Source organism: Rhizobium sp. CB3090 (assembly GCF_029714285.1).
Classification (GTDB): Bacteria; Pseudomonadota; Alphaproteobacteria; order Rhizobiales; family Rhizobiaceae; genus Rhizobium.
The window spans coordinates 1-23,110 of sequence record NZ_CP121664.1 but is presented as its reverse complement, the minus strand read 5'-3'; the positions used below and the strand labels follow the sequence as shown (position 1 = coordinate 23,110).

22 protein-coding genes and 2 pseudogenes are annotated in these 23,110 nt (G+C 58.5%); 7 read left to right on the top strand and 17 right to left on the bottom strand.

The window, feature by feature from the left end:
• Positions 1–268: 268 nt before the first annotated feature.
• Complete coding sequence (locus QA646_RS27005; RefSeq protein ID WP_283060841.1) at positions 269–961, bottom strand: SMC-Scp complex subunit ScpB; 693 nt, start codon at positions 959–961, stop codon at positions 269–271.
• Positions 962–971: 10 nt separating this feature from the next.
• A complete protein-coding gene (locus QA646_RS27000) occupies positions 972–1,925 on the bottom strand; it encodes a DUF1403 family protein (RefSeq protein ID WP_283060839.1) in 954 nt (317 codons plus the stop codon).
• 520 nt (positions 1,926–2,445) lie between these two features.
• Here QA646_RS27000 and QA646_RS26995 point away from each other — a divergent pair.
• Positions 2,446–3,363, top strand: coding sequence for a recombinase family protein (locus tag QA646_RS26995; protein WP_283060838.1), 918 nt, complete (start codon positions 2,446–2,448; stop codon positions 3,361–3,363).
• 610 nt (positions 3,364–3,973) lie between these two features.
• On the opposite strand, the gene QA646_RS26990 is transcribed toward QA646_RS26995, so the two are convergent.
• The 7 genes from QA646_RS26990 to QA646_RS26960 all read right to left on the bottom strand — a co-directional run bounded on the left by QA646_RS26990 (position 3,974) and on the right by QA646_RS26960 (position 10,072).
• Entirely contained in the window at positions 3,974–4,600 is a 627-nt protein-coding gene (locus tag QA646_RS26990) for an HAD family hydrolase (RefSeq protein ID WP_349254280.1), read from the bottom strand.
• Positions 4,601–4,701: 101 nt separating this feature from the next.
• On the bottom strand, positions 4,702–5,214 hold the full coding sequence (locus QA646_RS26985; RefSeq protein WP_283060836.1) for an NUDIX hydrolase: 513 nt from the start codon (positions 5,212–5,214) through the stop codon (positions 4,702–4,704).
• A gap of 204 nt (positions 5,215–5,418) precedes the next feature.
• Entirely contained in the window at positions 5,419–6,552 is a 1,134-nt protein-coding gene (locus tag QA646_RS26980) for a TniQ family protein (protein ID WP_283060835.1), read from the bottom strand.
• Positions 6,549–7,472, bottom strand: coding sequence for a TniB family NTP-binding protein (locus QA646_RS26975; RefSeq protein WP_283060834.1), 924 nt, complete (start codon positions 7,470–7,472; stop codon positions 6,549–6,551). Before QA646_RS26975 ends, QA646_RS26980 begins: the two co-directional genes overlap by 4 nt.
• Entirely contained in the window at positions 7,463–9,103 is a 1,641-nt protein-coding gene (locus QA646_RS26970; protein ID WP_283060833.1) for a Mu transposase C-terminal domain-containing protein, read from the bottom strand. The genes QA646_RS26975 and QA646_RS26970 overlap by 10 nt, the downstream gene beginning before the upstream one ends.
• Before the next feature lie 272 nt (positions 9,104–9,375).
• Positions 9,376–9,807 (bottom strand): plasmid maintenance toxin (PemK-like), encoded by a 432-nt coding sequence (locus QA646_RS26965; RefSeq protein WP_283060832.1) that lies wholly within the window; start codon positions 9,805–9,807, stop codon positions 9,376–9,378.
• Complete coding sequence (locus tag QA646_RS26960; protein ID WP_283060831.1) at positions 9,794–10,072, bottom strand: type II toxin-antitoxin system Phd/YefM family antitoxin; 279 nt, start codon at positions 10,070–10,072, stop codon at positions 9,794–9,796. Before QA646_RS26960 ends, QA646_RS26965 begins: the two co-directional genes overlap by 14 nt.
• 65 nt (positions 10,073–10,137) lie before the next feature.
• On the opposite strand from QA646_RS26960, the gene QA646_RS26955 reads away from it, so the two are divergent.
• The 5 genes and pseudogenes from QA646_RS26955 to QA646_RS26935 all read left to right on the top strand — a co-directional run bounded on the left by QA646_RS26955 (position 10,138) and on the right by QA646_RS26935 (position 15,605).
• Positions 10,138–11,316, top strand: coding sequence for a tyrosine-type recombinase/integrase (locus tag QA646_RS26955; protein WP_283060830.1), 1,179 nt, complete (start codon positions 10,138–10,140; stop codon positions 11,314–11,316).
• Between the two features lie 433 nt (positions 11,317–11,749).
• Positions 11,750–12,565, top strand: a complete 816-nt coding sequence (locus tag QA646_RS26950; protein ID WP_283060829.1) for a calcium-binding protein — start codon at positions 11,750–11,752, stop codon at positions 12,563–12,565.
• Positions 12,566–12,833: 268 nt separating this feature from the next.
• Positions 12,834–12,977, top strand: a pseudogene (locus QA646_RS26945) (AAA family ATPase); the annotation flags it as partial.
• 425 nt (positions 12,978–13,402) lie between these two features.
• A complete protein-coding gene (locus QA646_RS26940) occupies positions 13,403–14,320 on the top strand; it encodes a recombinase family protein (RefSeq protein ID WP_283060828.1) in 918 nt (305 codons plus the stop codon).
• A gap of 297 nt (positions 14,321–14,617) precedes the next feature.
• Positions 14,618–15,605 (top strand): annotated as a pseudogene (locus QA646_RS26935) (DUF4172 domain-containing protein).
• Between the two features lie 27 nt (positions 15,606–15,632).
• Here the strand turns inward: QA646_RS26935 and QA646_RS26930 are convergent.
• The 4 genes from QA646_RS26930 to QA646_RS26915 form a co-directional block, all read right to left on the bottom strand.
• The gene (locus tag QA646_RS26930) at positions 15,633–15,929 is read right to left on the bottom strand and encodes a hypothetical protein (protein ID WP_283060517.1); all 297 of its coding nucleotides are present in this window, start codon (positions 15,927–15,929) and stop codon (positions 15,633–15,635) included.
• Complete coding sequence (locus QA646_RS26925; RefSeq protein WP_104826329.1) at positions 15,929–17,554, bottom strand: IS66 family transposase; 1,626 nt, start codon at positions 17,552–17,554, stop codon at positions 15,929–15,931. Before QA646_RS26925 ends, QA646_RS26930 begins: the two co-directional genes overlap by 1 nt.
• Before the next feature lie 63 nt (positions 17,555–17,617).
• Positions 17,618–17,965 carry an IS66 family insertion sequence element accessory protein TnpB gene (gene tnpB, locus QA646_RS26920; protein WP_104826328.1) on the bottom strand — a complete coding sequence of 116 codons (348 nt, stop codon included), beginning with the start codon at positions 17,963–17,965 and terminating at the stop codon, positions 17,618–17,620.
• The gene (locus QA646_RS26915; protein ID WP_145677531.1) at positions 17,962–18,342 is read right to left on the bottom strand and encodes a transposase; all 381 of its coding nucleotides are present in this window, start codon (positions 18,340–18,342) and stop codon (positions 17,962–17,964) included. The genes tnpB and QA646_RS26915 overlap by 4 nt, the downstream gene beginning before the upstream one ends.
• A 231-nt stretch (positions 18,343–18,573) precedes the next feature.
• Here QA646_RS26915 and QA646_RS26910 point away from each other — a divergent pair, with 231 nt between their 5' ends.
• The gene (locus QA646_RS26910) at positions 18,574–18,777 is read left to right on the top strand and encodes a cold-shock protein (RefSeq protein ID WP_283060827.1); all 204 of its coding nucleotides are present in this window, start codon (positions 18,574–18,576) and stop codon (positions 18,775–18,777) included.
• Between the two features lie 85 nt (positions 18,778–18,862).
• On the opposite strand, the gene QA646_RS26905 is transcribed toward QA646_RS26910, so the two are convergent.
• The 4 genes from QA646_RS26905 to repA form a co-directional block, all read right to left on the bottom strand.
• The gene (locus QA646_RS26905; protein ID WP_283061014.1) at positions 18,863–19,372 is read right to left on the bottom strand and encodes a GNAT family N-acetyltransferase; all 510 of its coding nucleotides are present in this window, start codon (positions 19,370–19,372) and stop codon (positions 18,863–18,865) included.
• Between the two features lie 109 nt (positions 19,373–19,481).
• The gene (gene repC, locus QA646_RS26900; protein WP_283060826.1) at positions 19,482–20,696 is read right to left on the bottom strand and encodes a plasmid replication protein RepC; all 1,215 of its coding nucleotides are present in this window, start codon (positions 20,694–20,696) and stop codon (positions 19,482–19,484) included.
• A 159-nt stretch (positions 20,697–20,855) separates the two neighbouring features.
• A complete protein-coding gene (gene repB / locus QA646_RS26895; RefSeq protein ID WP_283060825.1) occupies positions 20,856–21,830 on the bottom strand; it encodes a plasmid partitioning protein RepB in 975 nt (324 codons plus the stop codon).
• 59 nt (positions 21,831–21,889) lie between these two features.
• Positions 21,890–23,110, bottom strand: a complete 1,221-nt coding sequence (repA, locus tag QA646_RS26890) for a plasmid partitioning protein RepA (RefSeq protein ID WP_283060824.1) — start codon at positions 23,108–23,110, stop codon at positions 21,890–21,892.

Genomic DNA, 23,110 nt, shown 5'->3' with positions numbered 1-23,110 from the left:
TGAAGCCGAGGGTGACCGCCATCGAGGCATTGAAGCCCATTCATCACATCAGCCAGCACGGTGCGGTCCCGCTATTCCGTCGCCCGGAGCGGGCAGTTCGAATATCTCCAGAGGGCCGAGGCAGCTTTTAACAACCGCCTGCTGAGCTGCAGGAAAAGGCGGCCGCGTTCACATTTTCGGCAGATTGCCGCAAAGCTGTCGACGCAACCTCGGTTCCAGACACCGACTTGCAGTGAACGGTTTCGATCACGTTCGCTTCGCGACGGCTTCAGTCATCCTCTGCCTCGTCGATGTCAGCCTCTTGCCCGACGAACGCATCCGCCATCGGCGCTTGCCGGCTCAGCAGCCCCGCGTCCTCCAGCCGCTCGATATCTGGCAGATCACGCAGCGTCCCGAGACCGAAGATCGACAGGAACTGCTTCGTCGTCACATAGGTATAGGGTGCGCCGGGCGTCGGACTGCGCGGGCCTGGGTCAAGGAATGCGGCAGCCCTCAGGTTGGCGATCGTGTCGCGGCTGACTTCCTTGCCGAAGATTTTGCTGAGCTCGGCTCGGGTGACCGGCTGGAAATAGCCCACCGCCATCAGAACCATCGCCTCGAACTCCGACAGCACCGCCGCCCCGCCGCGCGTCGGCGCCGACGAGGCGTGGATCGTCTCGGCGAAGCGCGTCCGGGTACGGTGCTGCCAGCCACCGCCGACTGACACTAGTTCATAAGGCCGATCGCGCAACTCTTCCCGCAAATCGTCGATCAAGAGGTCGACGCTGCAGTCTTTTCCGACGACCCGCGCCAGCGTCTCGCGGCTGACCGGCTCGGCCGAGGCGAAGATCACCGCCTCGACCCTGAGCATCCATTCGCGCCAGCGCAGGTCCGGCGGCAGATCCTCCAGCTCCCGATCGTACAGGACATCGTCCTGGGGATTTCTTTTGGCGTTGCGGCGTGGCTGCGGCGTCGCGCTCATACCGGCCGCCTCACAACCCATAAATCCGGAAGGACGACCGGCCGGACAGCTCGCGCACCGCCTCAAAACTTGTCAGCCGCTCGAACAGCCGCGTGCTCGCCCACCGGGAGAGACCCGTGCCCGGTGCGGAAGCCGGCATGGCATCCTCGTCGAGCAACTTGCGGATGACGGCGCCGGCGCCCTTGGTGCGTAGTTTCGCCGCCACGTCCACCAGCCGCGCAGCGCGGCGATCGATCTCGGCGGCTGAGCGCAGCGCGGCATCAACCGCGGTGAACAGCGCCAGGCTGACGGCCCGCGCGAAGCCTGGATCGCCGGGCCGCACGCGTCCCCTGCCGCCGAGCGTCTTGAAGGCTGCCCCATACCGTTCGGCCATCAGCAGCGGCACGGGCCGGTCCCATGCCAGCAGCGCGGCGATCAGACTATCGGCCAGCGCGAAGGCCAGCACCTCGGCATCCGGCCGTTTGGCCACAATCGCCGCCACCAGATCGGCCGCAGTGAACGGTGGCGATCGGCCGGACTGCAGCGATGCGTCAGCAAAATCGACAGCAGCCGCCAGCCGGTCGTCCCAGGCCAGACCGAGCAGATCGGCTAGCTCGGCGATGGCTTTCGATGAAAAACTCGGTTTCCGGCTGGCCAACCATTTGAAGGCCAAAAACACCTTGCCGGCGGGTCCGGGATCGTCGCCTGGACGCGCCAGCAAAACGGCATCACGCAGCGCTTTTTCGTCCTCGTTTCGACCCGACCACCGCACCGCCGTCGCGGCACATTTCAGGGCCTGCCGCGCGCGCCAGCAACCGGCGTAGACGCGCCGCGATCGAACAAAATCATCGAGTGATTTCAGCGCGATGCCGGCGGCGACGGCGGCATCCGCCTCCGTCGGCTCGCGCCCACGCGGAACCGTCCACGCCGGCAATGGCGCCGGCGCTACAGCGATCCAAGCAGCTGCGAGGGCGAACGAATCCATGCCGGGAGCTTATAGCATGCGTGCAGTTTATGCCAGTATTTTCGGCTATAACCGCACAGCTTGTCGTTAAACAAATACGTCCGATAACCTTGCCTTATCGGACGTTTTTGTCATTATAGAGAAATGAGCCAATGTCAGTCCTTGAGGATCGGCGGAAAGCCTGCAAATCCGGGCTTTTTGCAGCTTTTTCATTTAGGATCGGTGGAAAATTCTGCCTGATCGAGCGGAAGTGACGCGCCGGACGGGTCGAGCTCCTCCCCTCCCCGACCGCCCCTTGGTAGCGAAGGCTGTCCAACATAACCGGTTCCGCTTCGCTCCCCTCAGAAACCGCCGATTTACGGCATTTCCGCCATGGATGCCCGCTGGTGCGCCTTCAGGGGTCGCGATGAGCGGTCGCCGGGCTCAAGCGAGAAAACGCGCTGAATGCCGCTCCATTTGAGCCATAAAACACGCTTGCAAACCTTCATTTTCTCACGCATTCATTATCTGTACAAACGCCCTCAAAAATGAGCCAAAACTGATGCCTCAGGTTGCAACCGTCAGTTCCCCTTCCCCGCCGCAGCGATTGATCGGCTACGCGCGGGTTTCGACCGACGATCAGCTCAACGACGCCCAGATCGACGAGCTGCGCGCCGCCGGCTGCCACCGCATTCACCAGGAGCATGGATCCGGCTTATCCCGGGCGAGACCGGTGCTCATAAAGCTGCTGAAGGATCTCGCCGCCGGCGACGTACTGGTGGTCGTTCGTCTCGACCGTCTGGCCCGATCGGTCAGCCATCTGCTGCAGGTGATCGAAGACCTCGAAGGGCGCGGCGTGCATTTCCGCTCGCTGCGCGATCCGATCGACACATCCACACCGCAGGGCATGTTCTCGCTGCAGGTGCTTGGGGCCGTCGCACAGCTCGAGCGCGCCCTGATCGCAGAACGAACCAAAGCTGGCATCAAGGCTGCGAAAGCCAGAGGCAAGCTTCCCGGCAATCCCGGTCTGCGCGAGCGCCGACCGGAAGCGATCAAGGCGGTGTCGCAAGCGCGTGAGAAACTTTATCTCGACGAACTGATCTCATCGGCGCAGACGTGGATCCCGACCGTGCGGCAGCTCCGGCCCCAGCATAGTTGGGACAATGTCGTCCGTGTCCTTAACCGCCGTGGCCATGACTGGACGGTCGAGCGGCTCCGCCGCGCTGTTCACCGGATGGTTCGTGAGAAGCTGGCGGAACCAGAGTTGTTGGCCCGCTCGCCACGTCGCGCACCCGAAGACCATCTGATGAAACTGGTCGCCGCGATCACCATCGCCGATCCCAATCTGTCGCTACGCGACATTGCCACGCAACTGGATCAAATGGGGGAACGACCCGTACGTGGCGGCCGGAAATGGCAACCGTCTTCCGTGAAAGCTCTGCTAGACGAAGCTTACCGCTTCGGGCTCGTCCGCAATTAAGGGCTTCGGTCGTGTTTCGGGGTAACCGTAGCAAATTTGCAAACACGATGCTGTTGGCACGTCATCCCAAATCAAATCGGAGACGGGAATCCGATCGGTCAGGGAGCGATGCAGCACGGCAAGTAGTGCTCAATCCAATATGTCTGGATCCACGACGTCCACTATGACGCCGGCCTCCCCAAACATTTCTCGCGCTTCGTCGAATGCTTCTTTCCACCTGGGGGTCAGACAGGTGATCGGTTACCACTCGAACGATGCCACTCTGGATAATTAGGCTGGCACAGGTGGCGCACGGGTGGAGTGGACTTACATACAGCGTGCAATCTTTCAACGACTGTCCCGCGGAAACGATTGCATTAGCCTCTGCATGCACAACTCGGAGAAGTTTCCGGCGCCGATCTTCGTATAACCTTGGATCGTCATTGCACCCGCGAGGGAAACCATTCCAGCCCTTTGAGGCGACCGTCCCATCGGATCTTAATATGCAAGCCCCCACCTTGCGCGCTGGATCTTTCGACATCGTCGCCGACAATCGCGCTTCCATCAGGCCATATTGGTCCCACCGTTTTCCTCTCACAGTTAGTCTCCTATAGGCATTTTACTTGCAAATTCAGGCGTGCTGCGACAACAGCTGAGCAATCCAAGGGTGCTCGGCGCAATCGGAAACATCTTGATACAGGACCCCTTCCCAGCCGAACGCATTGACAGCTTCTACGACTGCCTCAGAGTCATCGAAGAAAAGTGGCGGCTCAGATTGGGCGCCAAGAATGTCCGAGGCGCGTTCAAAAAATCCGCGACCCGGCTTTAGCTCGCCAAACCTTGCAGCATGAAACATATCATCGAATAGGTTTTCAAAGCCGTGGCGATTCCAAAGATGGAAGGCACGCATGTGCTCCTGATTGGTGGCGACATATAGCCGAACCTGCCCTGTTCGCCGAATTTGGCGGACAAGCTCCAACAATTGCATGTTGATGTGGCTGTCCCGATTAAGCCAATAACTGGCAACGACAAAGGGCGAGCCATGGAAGCCCAATTTCGGAAGGGTCTCTTCGAGAGCGGAAATCAGCGCCTTCCGACCCGTCAGAACTTCTTTTTCAAATACCTGCTTGATGAAGAACTCGGTGAACGCGGAGGAATCAATCCCGAGGTCGGCCAGCAAATGTTCGTCCCAGCGCCTGCGGCGCTGCAACTGCCCTGTATAGCCATGGACAAGGACGCCATCGACATCAAAAAGCACTGATCTCAATACATCACCTTTTTTCTATCCAATCAGATCGAATGGGAATGGCCTGAAGTTCATCGCCGAAACGGCCGACGCACCACAAGGCCAAGAAGCGTCTAGTCTTGAGGTTTGAAATTGACGAGCAGCGATTTGAGCTCGACCTCGCGCACCCTCCGGGCCGCCTCGTCAGGGCTAACCCAATCGACCACACGCTGTCCCCGCTCTTTGAACTGGCTCCCGACCTCTTTGACCTCCACCTGAAACATCTCTACCACGCAGGGGACAACTTTGCCGCCCTCGAGCTCTTTCAGATAGGTGTAGCGCCCGATTGGTGTCTTTCTCACCTTGCCTCGAACCCCGGCCTCCTCCCATGCTTCCGTAGCGGCTGCTTCATGAGGCTCCTTGCCTTTTATCGGCCATCCTTTCGGGACGATCCATCGCCCGGTGTCGCGGGACGTGATCACCAGAATTTCGACTTCGCGGTCGCCATTCTTGCGGCGAAAGCAAATGGCGCCGTACTGGTTGCGGAACGCGTTTGCAAACAGCGTCTCAGGTGTCTGCGCAAGCTGTTGCAGCAAATGCTTTGACGGAGGCTTTACGGGCTTACGGCTTTCCTTCTTTGGCTTCATGAAGCGCAGATTGTCAGATTTCCGTTGTCGTCTCAATGATCGGCTGTAGGTTAGGCTCTGTTTTCAAACACTTACTCCTTTCGTATTCCGGCCGGCCACTGGATGATCATGGTTGCCGATCCAATCCGTCGCTACGTGCTGTCGCCAGGTGGATCAAAGCAGAGAGCCCGGCAGGTGGTAGCCGGAAATGGCATCCGCCATCGGTCAGGGCGCTGCAGGACGAAGCGCTTCGCTTTTGCCTGCCTCGCTGTTGAGGGCCTGGTTCATGAGACGGCCGAGCTTTCTATCACGCAAGCGCCCCCTCGTCTCGGAAATCGCCTTCCAATCGTGGCTGGCCAAGATCTGTTCGGCCAAACGTTGATACTCCACGTCCGATCGAAGCTTGAGCTTCGGGGCAGTTTCCAGAATCTTATCGGCATCAAGCGTTTCGATGGCTTGCGGCAGTGGATTGCGCTTTCGGTCAGCAAATGCTTGCCTGAGGAAAGGGGGTGGCGGTCCCAACCATCGTCTTGCCTGCGCCAGATCAAGCAACTGCGCTGCGGCCACGAATGTGGCGGCGCGCCACGGTAGTGACAGGCCGGCGACCGGGTTGCCACGGGCGGTGAAAACGGGAAGACGCCCAAACGGCAGCTTCAGGTCAAGCCACGCGATGAACGGCTTTCCATTCGCCTGTGATCGCGACCACAAGGTTTCGATCACGGCTGTTATCTCGTTCAATGCGACGCTACCCTTCCTCCCTTCGATAGCGGCGTCCACAGCTGCCGTCAGCATGAGGAGGAAATCCAGATCGGCCCCACCCTCGATCTTATTTTGCCCGCCCGATACCACGGTCGAGCAATCTCCGCAGACGAGCCTCGCCCCTTCCTCGCTACATTCGAAACGGAATCGGCCCCGCGCGAAACAGCGATCGCAGAAATCTTGCAGCAGTCGGCGATGCTTGCCGCAAGCCGCAGCCTCAACATGAGCCCATTCGCGACGAAGATAGTGATCCCGGCCGGCCGACACATCCTCATCAAGGCAGTCGGAGCAAATGCCCCGCTGGCTGTGATCGGAAACATACCAGTCGATCGACCTTACCTGTCGGCTCAGCATCATTGCTTCGACATCGGCGATCTTTAATCTGGCGGTCCGCGCCCACAATCTGATGACCAGCGGATCCGGACGAAAATCGCACAATTCGAAACTGGCGAACATCGACGGCCGATCCCCATGCCCCAGCCAGAGCTCGATTTCGGCCGGCGTGCATCCATAGCGACAAGCCACTCTGGCCTGCCAGGACGAGATCAGCTCATCCGGATAAGGCCGCGGCGCGATCGGCAGGAGTGGGATCGACCTCACCGCGCCGATCGCCGATGAAGCGAACGTTCCGAATGCCGCGCCATGGAGACGAGCGGCAACACAAGATCCTCACGGCTGAAGCTGTCTGCGGTGATACATTCACTGCCATTGTGGATGGCGTCAGTAGCGACGGTCTCCATCAGCCTGAATATGCGCACCGTCACGCCATCCGTGAGCTCCAGGACTCGCCGGCGAACTGCCGGAGATGTCACGGCCGATGGCTGGCGTAGCGGAAAAATGGATACCAGGCTTGAAAGAAGCTGCGTCAGGCGCTGATTGTTAGACCAACGCTCAAGATGAAATGCTTCAAACCGCTCGGCAAGCTGTGGGTCCGTCAGAAGAGCCTGCTGGGCAAGATCCGTGCCCGCGCAGATCAACGGAACCTTGAGATCATTGGCGAGAAAGCGGATTACGTTGAGAAAAATCCGCTGCTGGCGAAACGTGCCAGTCAGCATTGCGTGGATCTCGTCGATCACAAGCATTCGCACGCCCATCCTGCGCATCAGGCTACGACAGACCGACTTGAGGCGGAATGCTGCGTCACTGCTTGGCCCAGGTGCGCCGAGCGCATTTAAGAGCTCGCCGTACACATCCCGCTCCAACGGCTCCGCGGGCATCTGCATCGCCACGACCGGCATGACGGTTTCGCCGGTTCCCCTGTCGAAAATTGCGGGATGATTGCGAAGAAATTTGCGGATGATTTTTGTTTTTCCCATACCAGTGTCCCCATACAGGAGGAGGCAGGGCATACGATCACGTGGAGGATAGGAAAGCAGATCCTCGAGCCGTATCAATGCCGAATTTGCCTGAGCCGTTTCGAGCCAGCGATCCGCCCGGATCCAGGCAATGCGCTCATTATCGCTCAATTCGGCATGGCTTCGGTAAGCCGGCAGAAGGTGGGCATAGTCGCTCAAGACCATTCCTCCACCGACAATGGCGATATGTCGATGCAGACATCGTCTTCGTCATTCGATTCCGGCAAATCGGTCGTTCGATCAAAAGCTGCCAACCCGCGCTCAGTCCGTTCGGTATGGCGGCGCATGGCTCTGGTCTGCTGCACAGCGCTCTCCATAAGCCTTCTCTGCTCTGCGATAGTTTGGAAAATTAGCTGTTCATCGACAGCGCTGGCTCCCCGTGCTCTCAGAGTGGCACGCGCCAGACGATGTTCGCCGAGCGTAATCGCCGGCCGGTCCAGAGCCGCAAAACGTACCGGCCACATCGATCCGTCTCCTTGTTCCAAGTAAACACAGGAAAGATCGCGGGGATCATACTTGACCCGCAGTTGGCGGGATGATCGCCCTGCGAAAGGGCTTAGAACGTCATCCCAATAGCGAATTCCGAACAGGTGCAGGCCATCCCTGCGGATACAGCGCTCCTTGTAGGGCAGAAAATCGAGCAAAAATCGCTCCGGGTCATGGGGCAAGCGCACGGGCTGGGAACGGGCGGCCTTCGCATCGTCCCAGGCTGTTCGCGGAGGAAGCAGCAAGACACTGTGAACGTCGGCATGGTAGCGGCCGACGATCTGGAGGACCAACCATCTCTCCAATTCGTCTAGTGTCATTGCGGCGTGTTTCTGTGGATCGTAAGACCCTCGCTTGGCAATGTTGCTTGAAGTGGATCCCGGAAGCAGGTGCACGGCGCCCATCATGGTTCCGATCAGCCGTTCGATATGCCCACCGTAATGCGGCCGCGCGACAGGCCTATACATGAGCTCGATCCCGTGCTCAGCGGCGCCCCTGACGAGAGCCTTGCCATGGAATTCTGCTCCGTTGTCGAGATGAATGACGTCGGGCAATCCAAAAACCGGCCACACGACATCAACACCCATCGACTGCAGCCGAGGTGCTTTCGGCATCACTACGTTCTGGATTGCCAGCGCGACCGATGTCGATGAAGGGCGCTCCAGGCTGAGATAGAAGCCAGCCACCATTCGGCTGGCAATATCGATCGCCAGCGTCAGCCACGGCCGCTGTAGCGGCTTCCGGCTGACAGCATCTACGATGAACACATCCACCAGCGTGTGGTCGATCTGAACGATCTGAAGGGCGTAGTCGGCGTTATATTCTTGCACGACCGAGCCGAACTTTTGCTTGGCCGCCTTCGCGCCTTCCCTCCACTGCAGAAGTATCGCGGGATCGATGCAATCCACCCGCGCCCGAACGGCTGTCCACGATGGGGCGCGAACTCCGCGTTCATCGCAAACTTGCCGCACGCGATCGTGAAGCGCGGTAACCGTCGGCCGCTCACGTTTGCGGTAGGTATCGCGGATTGCCGCCTGAATGATCTCTTCGATGTCCGGCGACAACAGCGTTCTGCCCTTGGAAGGTCCCGATATAGCATCCAGCAACGAGCTCGTGACCGGCGATGCGCGATACTGGTTCAGCAGCTCGTAGAAACGCGTTTGCCCCAACTTCAGCTCTCGGCATGCCCTGCCCACATGCGCGGCAGAAAGGCGAGGCAAAAGAGCTAAGGGACGAATAACCTTCTCGCGCGACACAGCCCTCAGCCAGGCTGCCTCCTCGACGCTCAACTTGTCTGGCTTCCGGCTCATCAGCGCTCACCTTACATCGAGCTGCAAATCAGGCTAAAATTCCGCCGAACCTACTCAAGTTCATTCAATTAGAATGAGCGATTATTGTTACGCGACAAAGACATGCGGTCCGCTCGTTTAAAAAGACGGACACGGTAAAGTCGGGGCAAATCACCTAAACTCGTGCCAATTCTCAGGCCCGTACGAAGCTGAAAGCGATGGAAAAGCGGTTCCAATGCCCCAAAAACGGTAGAACACCGCCCAGCGCGACGATGGCTGCCGCCATATCGGCCTCAGTCGCTGCGGCTCGTGGAACGATGACCCTGCCCGCGGGCAAGTGCCACAAACCGCTGCTTGACCGCAGCAAACAGCGCCGGCGGCAATGGCCCGTAATAGCCGCTTTCGCGGTCGAGCGGACGAATATCGGGGCCCGGCCAGACAAAGCGGTTGCTTTCGGTCAAAACGATCCACGAGCGTTCGTCGTCGAGGCCAAGGCGGCGCTTGGTGGCCGGCGGGATCTCGATGGCATCATCCGGATTGCTTGGCGGCGAATGGGTGATCGGCAAGACGCGCACGACCGGCGTTTCGTCCTCAAGCGCGGCCACGATCGCCAGCACCAGGCTCGGCCGATCCTTGTCGCCCTCCTCCCGTCCCTCGAGGTGATGACGGTGCCAGAGATAGGAATAACGGAAGACCCAGCCGACCTTCGGTTCAGCCGGCAGCATTCTTGTCCGTCAGCAGTTCGGCATTGAGACGATCGAGACCCGGGTCCATTTCGGATGTTTCGACCGCAGCGATGTCCGCGTCGCCAAGCGCCGTCGTCAGGTCGACGCGACGCTCTCGCCGCATCAGCCGAAGATAGTCCTCATAGGCAATGAGCACCGTACGGGGCCGGCCGTTCTTGGTGATGATCACCGGCTCGCGAACCGCGGCATCTTGAAAGGCGCCGAAATTTTTCGAAACCGCCGCGGCGGTGACCGTCGCTGTCATGTGCCTGCTCCTTTTTCCGTAATATACGGATTTCCCGGAAATCCCGCAATAAGAAAGCGAACACAATGCGTGTGCTAAAATCCGCCCCAATGGCGTCCTCGGACGAAGCGCGGGTCGCGCGCGCCGAGGCGCTTGACGCTCTGGATGCTATTCTTCCGTTCGATCGGCGCGACCAACTGGCAGCACTGCTCACAGACGAAGACGTTGCCACATTAAAACATCTAGCCAAGCAGGGCATGGGCGACAATACATTGCGGGCGCTCGCCTCCGACCTCGGCTATCTGGAAGCCTGGTGCCAGCTTGCGACCGGTTTCCCCCTGCCCTGGCCGGCGCCGGAAGCACTGCTGCTGAAATTCGTGGCGCACCATCTGTGGGACCCCGTCGAACGCGCCGCGGATCCGAGCCACGGCATGCCGGTGGAGGTCGAGGCGGGGTTGCGGGCCCAAGGGCTGTTGCGCGTCGACGGTCCGCATGCGCCGGATACGGTGCGGCGGCGCCTGACCTCCTGGTCGATCCTGACGCGCTGGCGCGGGCTGAGCGGAGAATTTTCGGCGCCCTCGCTGAAGACGGCGCTTAGGCTGGCGGTTCGAGCCGCACCGCGGCAACGCCGCCGCAAGAGCAAAAAAGCCGTCACCGGCGACGTGCTGGCAAAGTTGCTTTCCACCTGTGCCGGCGATCGCCTGGTGGATCTCCGTGATCGGGCGCTATTGCTGACCGCCTTCGCCTCCGGCGGCCGCCGGCGCTCCGAAATCGCCAGCCTTCGGATCGAGGATCTCATCGATGAGGAGCCGGTGCGCCAGAACCCGGCCGATAAGGACTCGTCTCTCCTGCCCTGCCTGACCATCAATCTCGGCCGCACCAAGACGACGACCGCCGATGACGACGCCCACGTCGTGCTGATCGGTCGGCCGGTTACCGCACTGAAACAGTGGCTGACGTCAGCCGGGATCGACAGCGGACCGCTGTTTAGGCGCATCGACCAATGGGGCAACATCGACCGGCGGGCGCTGACGCCGCAATCGGTCAATCTGATCCTCAAGACCCGTTGCAAGAGGGCCGGGTTGGATGCGGAGGCGTTTTCCGCGCACGGATTACGCTCCGGCTATCTGACCGAGGCCGCCAACCGTGGCATTCCCTTACCCGAAGCGATGCAGCAATCGCTGCACAAGTCGGTAACGCAGGCAGCGAGCTATTACAACAACGCCGAGCGGAAGAATGGCCGGGCGGCACGGCTTGTCATCTGAACGCTAGTCTTGGCGGGTCTTGACAGGCCGCAATTTTAATCACCGGTCTCAGGCACAGCCAAGGCGTTTGATGGCCCGCAAAGCTCGCCTTTTTACCGCTTCCGTTCGGCCCAACGAGACTGGTGATGCTGCTTCTGACATAAAGAGGCTGGCGGCTTGACCCGCGCCGGAGAACGAATGCAAACGCAGCGCTCCAGTCCGAACTCAAACGCTCGCCCAAACATGAACCGGCTAGCCGGATGAAATGTCCTGCCGTCATACACTTCAGCACGATCTGGATGATTACCTCCAGAGTTCAGATCCAGTTGAGGCGCACCGCACGTGTATGCATCCGTTTTGTCGATGTGCTCTATTCAAACAATCAATTACCTCAGTTGGCCGATAAGGCATATGAATGAGGCTAGTGGGGCTTGTTTCACAAGGAGGATTGGCGATGGAAAAAACAATTCTGGGTGGCCCCGGTAGCAACAGTCTCTTTGGCAGCAATGGTGATGATATAATAGTCGATCCCACGGGAGATGACTGGATCGACGGTGGTCCCGGCAGCGACTCAATCTCGGCCGGCGAGGGCAATGACCGAGTCTTCGGTGGTGTGGGCAATGACCACGTCTTTGGCGACGAGGGCAATGACTACCTCTACGGCGACCTTGGCCGCGGCAACCCGCGTATCCCCGCACCGGCCATCCTCGGTGAGGACAACGACAAGCTCTACGGCGGCCCCGGCGACGACTCCCTCTTCGCTGGCGACGGCAGGGACTCTTTGACCGGAGGTGCCGACCACGACACCTTTGTATTCCAGTTCCACAATCCCATGGCGGGATACGATCAAAACTACGAGCCAAAATCGGACCACACCAGCATTGTGGATTTTGACCCAGTGCAAGATACTTTCACCTTCGACGCGGTGAAATTTGGCAGCGATGGTCTTGCGGCGAATTTCGTCAATCATGCGACGCGCGGCAATCAGGTGGACACGTTCTATAGCGGCCCCGCCAACGGCGCGCACGGCGAGCACGTCGTCGTGATCACCGATCACGGTTTCGCCGATGGTTCAGCCGCAGCCAGGGATATCTCCGGCGAAGCTGCAGGCGATATCGTTGCCTATTTTAATTACAACACCATGACCGCGGAGCTGGGTTATGTTACCTCCGACAATCAGGTGGATGACTTCGCGCATTTGGCTAACGTGCAGAGTTTGCTCCACTTGGCCGGCCTGGGTCTGACCGCGTCCGATTTCATGTTCTGCTAATCCGGAAAATCATAGGGACCGCGCCACGCCGGCTCAAGCGCGGTCCCGCAAAACCGAGGTCGCCAAAGAGCACAGCCTCGCCACGCCCTCTAGGAGGAACCGTTAGGGACCAATCCAGCCGATGCGAATTCCCCTGCCCTTCCCTGCCTGGCAATCCAACTCGGTCGGACCAAGACGATGGCGGTGAATGCAATGGAAAATTCCGTGTGGCTTCTCGGGAAGACCTCGATGCCCCCGTTACATCACTAATCGCGCCGCGCGATGTTATATCATCCGACTGACCGAACTGCTAGACACCAGCCCGGCTGTCGCACTCATCGGCCCGCGTCAGGTCGGTAAAACGACATTGGCACTCTTGATAGCCGACCATCGTCCATCGATCTATCTCGACCTGGAGTCAGCTGTTGACCGAGACCTAAGCACATCCAGTGCGAGCAATCCATGCCCACGCATTCGCCTCTCGGGACAGGAGGATGTTCGCGCCGAGCAACATAGGGGCGTGTTCACCCAGGTTCGGTGGACCCATCTGTCTGATGAGTGGAATGAAGCTCGCCGAATCGGCCGCACCGCTGTCTCTCCCCGACCGTTACTCTGCGTCAGAACCTGCCAAAACGCCGAGGCCGGAGCAGACTCCTTCCAAAACAACCTATTTCACGCGATTTCCGCCATGGAAGCCCGCTGACGCGCTTTCAGGGGTCGCGATGGATCTGCGCCTATCCCAAATCATAAAACACGCTGGATAGCCCTCCATTTTCATCTCAAAACACGCTTGCAAACCTACATTTTCTCAAGCATTCATTATCTGTACAGCGCCAAACAAAAACAAGGCGAGAATTAATGCCACAGACAGCAACCGTCAGCTCCCCGTCCGCGCCGCAACGGCTGATCGGATACGCGCGGGTTTCAACGGACGATCAGCTCAACGACGCCCAGGTCGATGAGTTGCGCGCAGCCGGCTGCGACCGCATTCATCAGGAGCACGGATCCGGCTCATCTCGCGCAAGTCCGGTGCTCACCAAGTTGCTGAAGGATCTCACTTCTGGCGACGTGCTAGTCGTCGTTCGTCTCGATCGCTTGGCACGATCAGTCAATCATCTGCTTCACGTGATCGAAGATCTCGAAAAGCGCGGAGTTCATTTCCGCTCGTTGCGCGATCCGGTCGACACGTCCACGCCGCAGGGCATCTTTTCCCTGCAGGTGCTCGGGGCCGTCGCCCAGCTTGAGCGCTCTCTAATCGTCGAACGAACCAAAGCTGGCATTAAGGCTGCGAAAGCCAGAGGGAAGGTTCCCGGAAACCCCGGTCTGCGCGAGCGCCGACCGGAGGCGATCAAGGCGGTGTCGAAAGCACGCCAGAAACTTTATCTCGACGAACTGATTTCGTCGGCACAGACGTGGCTCCCGACCGTGCGGCAGCTCCGGCCGCAGCACAGCTGGGACAATGTCGTGCGCGTCCTTAACCGCCGCGGCCACGACTGGACCGTCGAGCGGCTCCGACGCGCTGTTCACCGGATGGTTCGTGAGAAGCTTGCAGAGCCAGAGGTGCTGGCCCGCTCACCGCGCCGCGCTCCCGAAGATCATTTGATGAAGTTGGTCGCCGCGATCACCATCGCCGATCCCAGTCTGTCGCTGCGCGAGATTGCCGCGCAACTGGACCAAATGGGGGAACGACCGGCGCATGGCAGTAGGAAGTGGCAGCCCTCTTCCGTCAGGGCGCTGTTGGATGAGGCACATCGCTTCGGCTTAGTTCGTTCTTGAGCAGCTGATTCATGAGAGCGCCCGAGCTTTTTGTCCCGCCAGCTTCCTTTCCGGGCGGAGATCTCCTTCCAATCCGTGCTTGCCACGACCTGTTCGGCCAAGCCGGCCAAGGGGGATTTGCTCCTCGAGCTGACGACCGCAACAGACACCGCCGGTTATAATGTCTTTGCAAAAATATTATAACCGGCGGTGCCTGCGGTGATTGGAGACGCCTTCATAGAAGAAGGCCGATTACAGTCGCTCATTAGGCTCGGCCGTCTGGAAGCTGCACTGTGTGATCCTCATGAGCTACCACTCATGCGCTGAGATTGGGCGCAACCCGGCTGGCAGCACTTCAGCTAAGATCGTGAACCCCTCGAACCGCTGGAGCGTCAGTTTCTCAAGTCCTCGGGAGAGGTCATCGGGGCCATGCTTCACTTCAATGAAGAGGATGGCAAGTCCCTGCGGATCGAGCTTTTGAGCGATGAGGTTGTGAAAACCTCAGAGATCGAGGGTGAGATGCTCGATCGGCTGAGCGTGCAGTCGTCGCTGCGTCGGGACTTCGGCCTTGATGCCGACAACAGAGCGATCAGGCCTCAGGAACGTGGCATCGCCGAGATGATGATCCACCTCTTCGACACCTGGTCCAAACCGCTCGACCACGAAACCCTCTTTCATTGGCATTCGATACTGATGGCAGGCAACAGCCATCTCGCAACGATCGGTGGCTATCGGACTCACGAGGACGCGATGCAAATCGTCTCCGGCTGCTTCGACAAGCCGACCATTCACTTCGAGGCGCCGCCTTCCCGGCAGGTACAGTTTGAAATGGGTGGGTATGTCTCCTGGTTCAACAGATCCGGATGGAGGGCGAAAGTCCCCTCCCCGCTCTGACGCGTGCCGGCATAAGTCACCTTTACTTCGAAAGCATCCATCCATTCGAAGATGGAAACGGCAGGATCGGCCGTGCATTGGCGGGAAAGTCGCTGGCGCATAACATCGGGCAGCCAAGCCTGATTTCGCTCTCACTCGCGTCGCGTTTTATATCCGCAAGGGAAAGTTCTACGACCAGTTCCGCGGCCAGTTCAACAGGCGCCAGGACAAGGTGATCTCCCGCATGTTCCGCGAAGGGATTGAGGGCTTCAAAGGCGGCTGAGCGCGGAAAACTACATCGCGATCATAAAGGGCGTCCCGAGCGGCGGCTACTCGAGACCTTCACGATATGATGGGGAAGGGAGCGATGAACGGCACCGGCGAACGCCGGCATACGCGGTACACCTTAGAACTGCCGGTGCAGGAGCGATAGAAGCAACGGTTCGTAACGGCCCGATTGCTACCGCGGGGAATATGGCTTGACGCGTGCGGCGATCTCTTCGTCGAGGACAAAGCAACCGAGGAACTCCTGCCATTTTTCGGCTGACCGACGCGCCTCAGTCAGCATCTGCCTAAGTTCGTCGATGCCATCGTCTGTCAGAGCGGGTGTGCTCTCGTCATCTCCGGTCACGACGCTGATGATATTCCCATAGGTCAGGTTGTCATCATTGCTGATGATCTCCCTGAGGAGGTCGACGTCCTCATCGAGGATTTCGGCGACATAGTCGATGGTGAAGACGAAGCTGACCGTTGCCATCAAGCGGCCTCGGCGCAGATGATTGCCGCTGTCGGCTTCCAGTTCCATGGAAGCAGCTCCGCGAGGCGATTGATCTTGTGATCCTGAATGCGGTCGAGCACATCAGCCAGATAGGCCTGCGGATCAAGGCCATTCATCTTGGCGGTTTCGATAATCGTCATGGCCCGCGCCAGGGTTTCTGCTCCAGTGTCGGCACCCGCGAAGAGCCAGTTTCGTCTTCCAACGCCGATAGGACGCAACGCCCGCTCGGCGGCGTTGTTATCGATTGCGACACGGCCATCTTCCAGGAACAGGCAGAATGAAGACCACCTGCTCAAGCCGTACCGGAAAGCGCCCGCCAGATCGCTCTTGCCGGGGATACGGGTCAGTTGCGCTTCGGCCCAGACGCGGAATGCTTCGACCTTTGCCTTGCTGTGCTTCTGGCGCGCGGCAAGACGGATATCGGCAGACTTGCCTGCAATGCCGCGCTCGATGTCGTAAAGCGCGCCGATACGGTCGAGAGCCTCGCGGGCAATCTCGGATTTGTTCGAGGTCCAGATATCGTGGAAGTCGCGCCGCCAATGCGCCCAACATGAAGCCTCCCGGAAGCGGCGTTTCCCGTCCGTTCCGGCCTCATATAACTTCGCATAGCCTTTGTAGCCATCGGCCTGAAGGATGCCGCTCGCCTCCTTGAGGTGACGGTGAACGTGCTCTTCCTTCCAGTCGGGAGCAAAATAATAGACCGCACCGGGCGGAGCTATGCCCGCCCATGGGCGCTGGTCCCGGACATAGGTCCAGAGCCTGCCCTTCTTCACCCCTTTCCCCAGCCCCTTGTCGCGTAGAGAACGATCCAGAACCCGGATCGGCGTGTCGTCGGCGTGGAGAAGGTCGCTGCTCATGATCGCGGCTTCGATCAACTCGATCAGCGGCAGGAGCACCTGCATGGCGCGGCCACACCAATCGACCAACGTGCTGTCGGGGATATCAACGCCCATGCGGGCGAAGATTTCGTTCAGGCGATAGAGCGGCAAGTGGTCGTCGAACTTCGAGACCAGGATATAGGCCAGAAGACCAGCGCCCGCCATGCTGCCCGATATCGGACGGCTGGGCGCGGGCAACTGCACCATCTTCTCGCAGCAGCGGCAGGACTTCTTCAGCCGGGCGATCTCGATGACCTTCATCTGTGCGGCGATCATGTCGAGGATTTTGCTGACGTCTTCGCCGACAAGCCGCAGTTCGCCACCACAAGCGGGGCAGCACGTTCCGGGATCAAGTTCCCTGCGCTCGCGAGCGGCCTTGTCCGACACGCGCGGACGGCGGCGCATGGTCTTTTCAGGCATGCTTTCCTCAGGCGCGGCAGGCTCCGTTTCTTCGTCCTCGGCGAGTGGCTCGCTGCTGCCTTCCGAAGCGGCAATCATCAGGTCCTCGAGCGCCAGTTCCAACTGCTGGATTTCCCGCTCGATCTTTTCCGACGACTTGCCGAAGCCATGTTTCTTCAGCCTGGCGATGCGCAGCCGCAGGGACTGGATCAACTGATCATGCGCCTGCAAGGTCGCAGACATCTTCGCGTTCTTCGCCTCAAGCGAGGCGATCATCGCCTTCAGGAAGGCCGGATCATCGGGAAGATTTTGGCTCGCGTTTGACATGAACCTGACTACCACAGGTCAGGGTCAATATCCATAAAAACACGCAAATTCAGTGAGATAAAGTCAACCGACACGGGCCGGAGGAACGCCCCAGTCGGGCCGTCGCCAATCAATCCCTTCCCACAGCATTGCCAGTTGAGCAGACGTCAACCGGGCTGCTCCATCTGCTGCCAAGGGCCATGGAAACCGCCCTTTCTGCAAGATTTTGTAATAAAGGCAGAACCCCTGGCCGTCAAAATACAATAGCTTCAAACGGTCGCCCCGCTTGCCCCGAAACGCGAAGACCGCACCTCCCGTCGGCTTCTGGCGCAGCACATCCTGGGCAAGAGCAGCCAGCCCCTCTATCCCCTTGCGCATGTCCGTGACACCGCAGGCGATATAAACCCGAACACCTGTCCCAGGCCCGATCATGCCGCCTCGATTGCCCGGATCAGGCGCTTCAGTGCAACCACATCAACATCGCCACTGAAGCGAAGGCTTCGTCCGCAGCGCAGTTGCAATTCCATCATTGCAGGCAAAACCTGCATGCCATCAAAAGCCCGAGCCTCTTTGCTGTCCCCTGCCGGCGGCATGTCCAGCGGCAGAAACACCGTCGTCGACGGCGGCGACAGCAGGCCCTTCTTCCGCAATTCACGCCGCCAGGTGTAAACCTGCTGCCGCGTGACCGAATACCGGCGCGCCACCTCTGTCACCGACGCGCCGTCGACGCCTACCGACAGCACGACCTCCAGCTTGCTCTCATCACTCCAACGTCGGCGACGTTCATCGCCGAGAATTTCCACGCGCATCGCAGGTCTCGCCTAAAGCACGTCGCTAACGACGTCGTTATAGACGGGTCATAAACAAGTAAGCCGATCTCCGACAGGCGGCCACAATCGGGCGGTTACAACGGTTCGGCGGGGCTTTTCGTCCGCTCTATCAAGAGAGTGCGGTATCAATCGCCGGAAGCGGACTGGCTTGATTCTTGCGTTGGCTGGTCATTGGTTCGCCGCCCAAACTGCGAAGACACGAGGATTGTTATGCCAACTGGCAAGGTAAAGTTCTTCAACGCCGATAAAGGCTTTGGTTTCATCACGCCGGAAAGCGGAGGAGGCGACGTTTTCGTGCATGTCACCGCTCTGCAATATGGCGATTTGCTCAGAGAAGGACAGTCCGTTTCCTACGATCTCGGTCAAGATCGAAAGACCGGCAAGCTAAAGGCGGAAAACGTGAGACCGCTCTGACGCCATTGGACAGGAGCGGCGGTAACGCGCTCAAACGCGCCTTCGGCCGCCTGCTCTTAAGTTGCGACTTGCTGAAATCATCAGTTCAAGTGGGCCTCAGCATATGTGGCACAGCCCCCAACTTGAAGCGCTTCTTGACCCGGTCGACGGGTCTCCCATCCAGGAGCGGAACCTTTATGAGCCTGCAATAATCCTCAAAACCCATCTTGGTGTAATAGGCAAGCCCCCTTAAATTGTCGACACGGATGGTCGCATTGATGAATTCGAACCCGAGTTCTTCGGCTGTTGCACGCGTTGCAGGAAATAGGGCGCTGCCGACGCCGGATATGTTTGGGTTCGCGCGTGCAAATGTAGCAATGTCGACAAATCCCTTCGATGAATCGCCGTATAGGCTCAACGACTGAAAGCCGACGAGCAACCGATCGTGCTCAGCAACATGACAAGCAAGCGCAAACTCGCCATCGATAAACCACTCGGCGAACTCAGTGGCAGAAAGCGGTGTCTCGAGTGCGGTTGTCCCCCCGGCGCGGATGATTTCGTTCAGAAGGCTGCAAAGCTCCTCCGCGTCCGTGATTACGGCTCTTCGAATATGCATGTTCTTCAGAGACACCATCTCAGATTGGCAGTTTATCGGCGAAACTCCGGAGACCACAAGTGAGCATTTCGCCTGCTGTAATGTCTGACGAGTATGTGCTTTTTGTTGATCACGATGCCCTCCGGCCTGGAGAACCATTCGTTCGCATCAACGCCATCAACATCGGTCCAAGCGAAAACTCGCCGCGTTCCGCTTTGCGGGTGAGGTCACGCAAATAACCGCCCGCGTTGTTGATGTGCCCCGCCCTTTCGAGGATGCAGGCCATCACTGCCGCGGCGTTTTCGGCGCCCAATGCCTCGCAGGCATTCTGGTAGGCACTTGGACTGACGGCCAGCATCGATCGCACGACCACCGCAGCCGACATCAGATCGCGCCAACTACCGATCGCACCGCCCGGCCCGTAGTTCGAAATCTCAGGGCAGGCCTGCATCACCATTCCAAGCGAAAAAGCCTTTATCGGCTCTCGCATCCGCCCGATATCTGGGCTCGATTTCGCCCCCGGCTCTTTTTCAGAGCGTGGTTCAAGTTCATTGCTGGATTCGGATTTTGAATTCTGTATGTGACGTCCATTTTGGACATCATTGCTATCTGTTTTTTGGGAATCTTTCTGAAATTCCAGGTGATTGATGATCTCTTCACGCAACATTCGCATTTCGTCGAGGACGGATTCAATATCTTTGAGGGTTGGGGAGCGGGGGACACGGGCTAGCAGCTGCACGTAGTAGCCCTCCAGCTTTTCCCAATCGCCGGAAGCGCCCTCTTCTATCGCAGCCGTCAGCAGCTTGCGTACGTCTCGCCGGCAGATCGTCAGGGCTTCCTTGGTGCGACGGAAGTGCCGGCGCTCGGCCGCTACCTGCTGGGCGAGCTGCGCAAGCTCTTCGGCGCGAGCAAGCAGCGGCGCGAGGCTGAAGCCGAACGCATCCTCGATCTGGCCGCCATTGTCCTTTCGGGCGTATCGTTTGCCATTAGCACTGTCTTTGCGCTGGATCAGTCCAGCATCGACGAGTGCGGCAAGGTGCCGGCGCAATGTCGTGCCAGCAATACCATGCGCTCGAACCGAAAGCTGCTGATTTGACGGGAACACCACCAGGCCGCGCTCTTCCGAAAGCTCGTTGTCCGGATAGAAGGTCAAGAGCGCATCAAGAATGGCAAGGGCGCGGTCCTGAACGCCGAGCACTGTTCTCGCCTCCGAGGCATCGCGAAAAATCTTCCATTTGTCGGCCGTCTTACCCGGCCGCATCTCAGCCGTCTTCATTTGCCCTTTTACCTGGGCAAGCGACATCGACCGCCGCCCGAAGGGCGTCGTCACATTTCCAGTCTGCATTTTCTCTCACCTTCATTGAGGCAAAAGAGATCCGCCCGCCAAATCGACGGTTACGACTCTTGACAGCGATTCGTGGAAATGCGACTCTCGATCTTGCTTAGGGAATACGAGAAGGGCTTCCACGACTTGGTCGTTTGGGGGCCTTTTTCTTTTGCGGCTTCAGTCTCCTTTGCTTCCCTCCTTCAGGAATTGCTCATAGAGCGCATCCAAATTGCGGGAAAGATATTCTCCGAAACGGCCAGCATTCTTCGCCTTCATCGAGAGCGAGAAAGCTTTGCCCGTATTCTTGATTTCAGCCTGCACCGCCTTGTCACGGGGCTGCCATTTCGCCTTTTGAGTCGAAACCTCCGCCTTCTTCACAGGCCGCGCTGTTGTGTTGAGCGCCTTGTACAGAGATGAAAAGCGCTCATCAGACGGCAATGCGTCGAAACCGTCTGTGCTCAAAACTTCTGATACTTTGCCACCATTGGCGAATTTTCCGACTAAAAGTGAAAGCTCAACCCAACGCTCTCGGCCCACACCGGGAGCTGGTCCGATTTTTTCTATCACGTCAGCCGAGATGCGCTCTGCAACAGTCATCATCTTCGAGATCGAAGCCGCATTCGCCGACAATGCCAAGGAAATCACCTCTCGGCCATAACCAAGATCATCCAGGCGCTTGGCGAATAATGCCCTTTCGATAAAAGAGAGGTTTGCACGCGCGGAATTTTCTTGCCCTTGAGCAATGACATGGGCACGGTCGTCAATTGCCTTGACAACAGCCCGAACTTTTCTGCCGAGGTCTCTTGCTACTCTTACTCGTCTATGGCCGAACACGACCTGATAAAGACCATCGACCTTCGTATGGGGCCGCACGAGAATAGGCGTATCCTGCCCACGCACCCGGATCGCCTCTAGCAGATCTTGATACTCGCCGTCGTCGTCTGAAAGCCGATCCTTCACGAAAGAGCCTTCAATTTGTGCCGGATCGAGTTCGATAATTGCCTCGCCTTCGAGAAATTTATCAGCCTGCTTCGCCAACTCGTCCAGCGAACGCACGAGAGATTTTCCTGCGCCCCGCATGGGGTATGCGGGTGCCGCGCCGCTATCATCATGCAGGTCAGCGAGTCCCTCGAGCAGATTTTTTCGTGCCATCTCATTTGCTCCGAACAGCCGTTAGCCGTTTGTTTTTCCGCATAAAACCTCCGTTTTTGTCAGCCGACAAATCGGCGCCCCCACGATTCGTGAACGAGGCCGGCAATTTCAGCGTTCACTGCATCCAACGATTCCATCGCACGGTCATACGTGCCTCTATTCATGGATGCGCGATCAACTTCGTACAGAGTTTGCTTGGTAATCCCGGCATCCGAAACCGCCGTCGACTTCACCATCTGGTTCTTCAGTATGAACTCGTGGAACATCGTGGACATAAAGCCGACCATCTGGGCTTGCGGAACATCGGTTGGCTCGTAGCGCGTAATCAAGTACCTGTACCAGGAGAGGTTCACTTCCGCGCCGGCTGCACGGATCGGCTTTAGAATTCCACCAAGCATCAGAAGAAACTGACCCATCGACATCACGTCCAGCATCTGCGGATGGATTGTTATCAGAACACTTGTCGCTGCGGTCAGTGCGGTCAGCGTCAAATATCCGAGCTGCGGTGGACAGTCGACGACGACGACATCATACCGATCGTCGACCTCAGCCAAAGCCCGCGATATACGGGTGAAAAACGTTTTGCCTTCATTGGATGACTTATCAGACATCGCGAGCGGCGTGTCATATTCATACTCCTGCAAATCCAGGTTTGCAGGGACAATATCCAATCCAGGGAAATTGGTGGTCTGGATGATTTCCGAGATTGGCTTTCTCGCACCATCATAGCGGATGGCGTCGTAGATCGACGCGATCTGATCGAGCTCCGGTTGGAAACCGTGCAGAGACGAGAGGGATGCTTGAGGGTCGAGGTCTACGGCAAGGACGCGATGCCCCGTCAATGCCAGGTACTGCGCCAAATGGGCGGCGGTCGTGGTCTTCCCCGAGCCGCCCTTGAAGTTGACTACGGCAAGCACTTGCAGCTTTTCACCGCCGCGCCGATGGGGAACATACATGCGGTTGTCGGATCGACCGTGCATATCCAGATATTGGCGAAGCTCCAACATTTGTTCGGCGGTATAAGAGCGACGACCCGAGGACGAGGTTTGAGGGGAGGGGCCCTTTCCCTCCAGATGCAGCTTTTTCAATGTGCTCTGCGATACACCGACATAGGTTGCGACCTCTGCCAGCGAGAAGCTTCGCAATGTCTTTTTCGCGTTCGGCGGGAATCGCTGTACGCTAAGGAGGTGCAGCTTTTTCGAAATCAAATCACCCTGTTCAAGGATTTGATCTTCAAAGTGCATCGGCATCTTAAGCGAAGCCATCGAATTAGCGTTCAT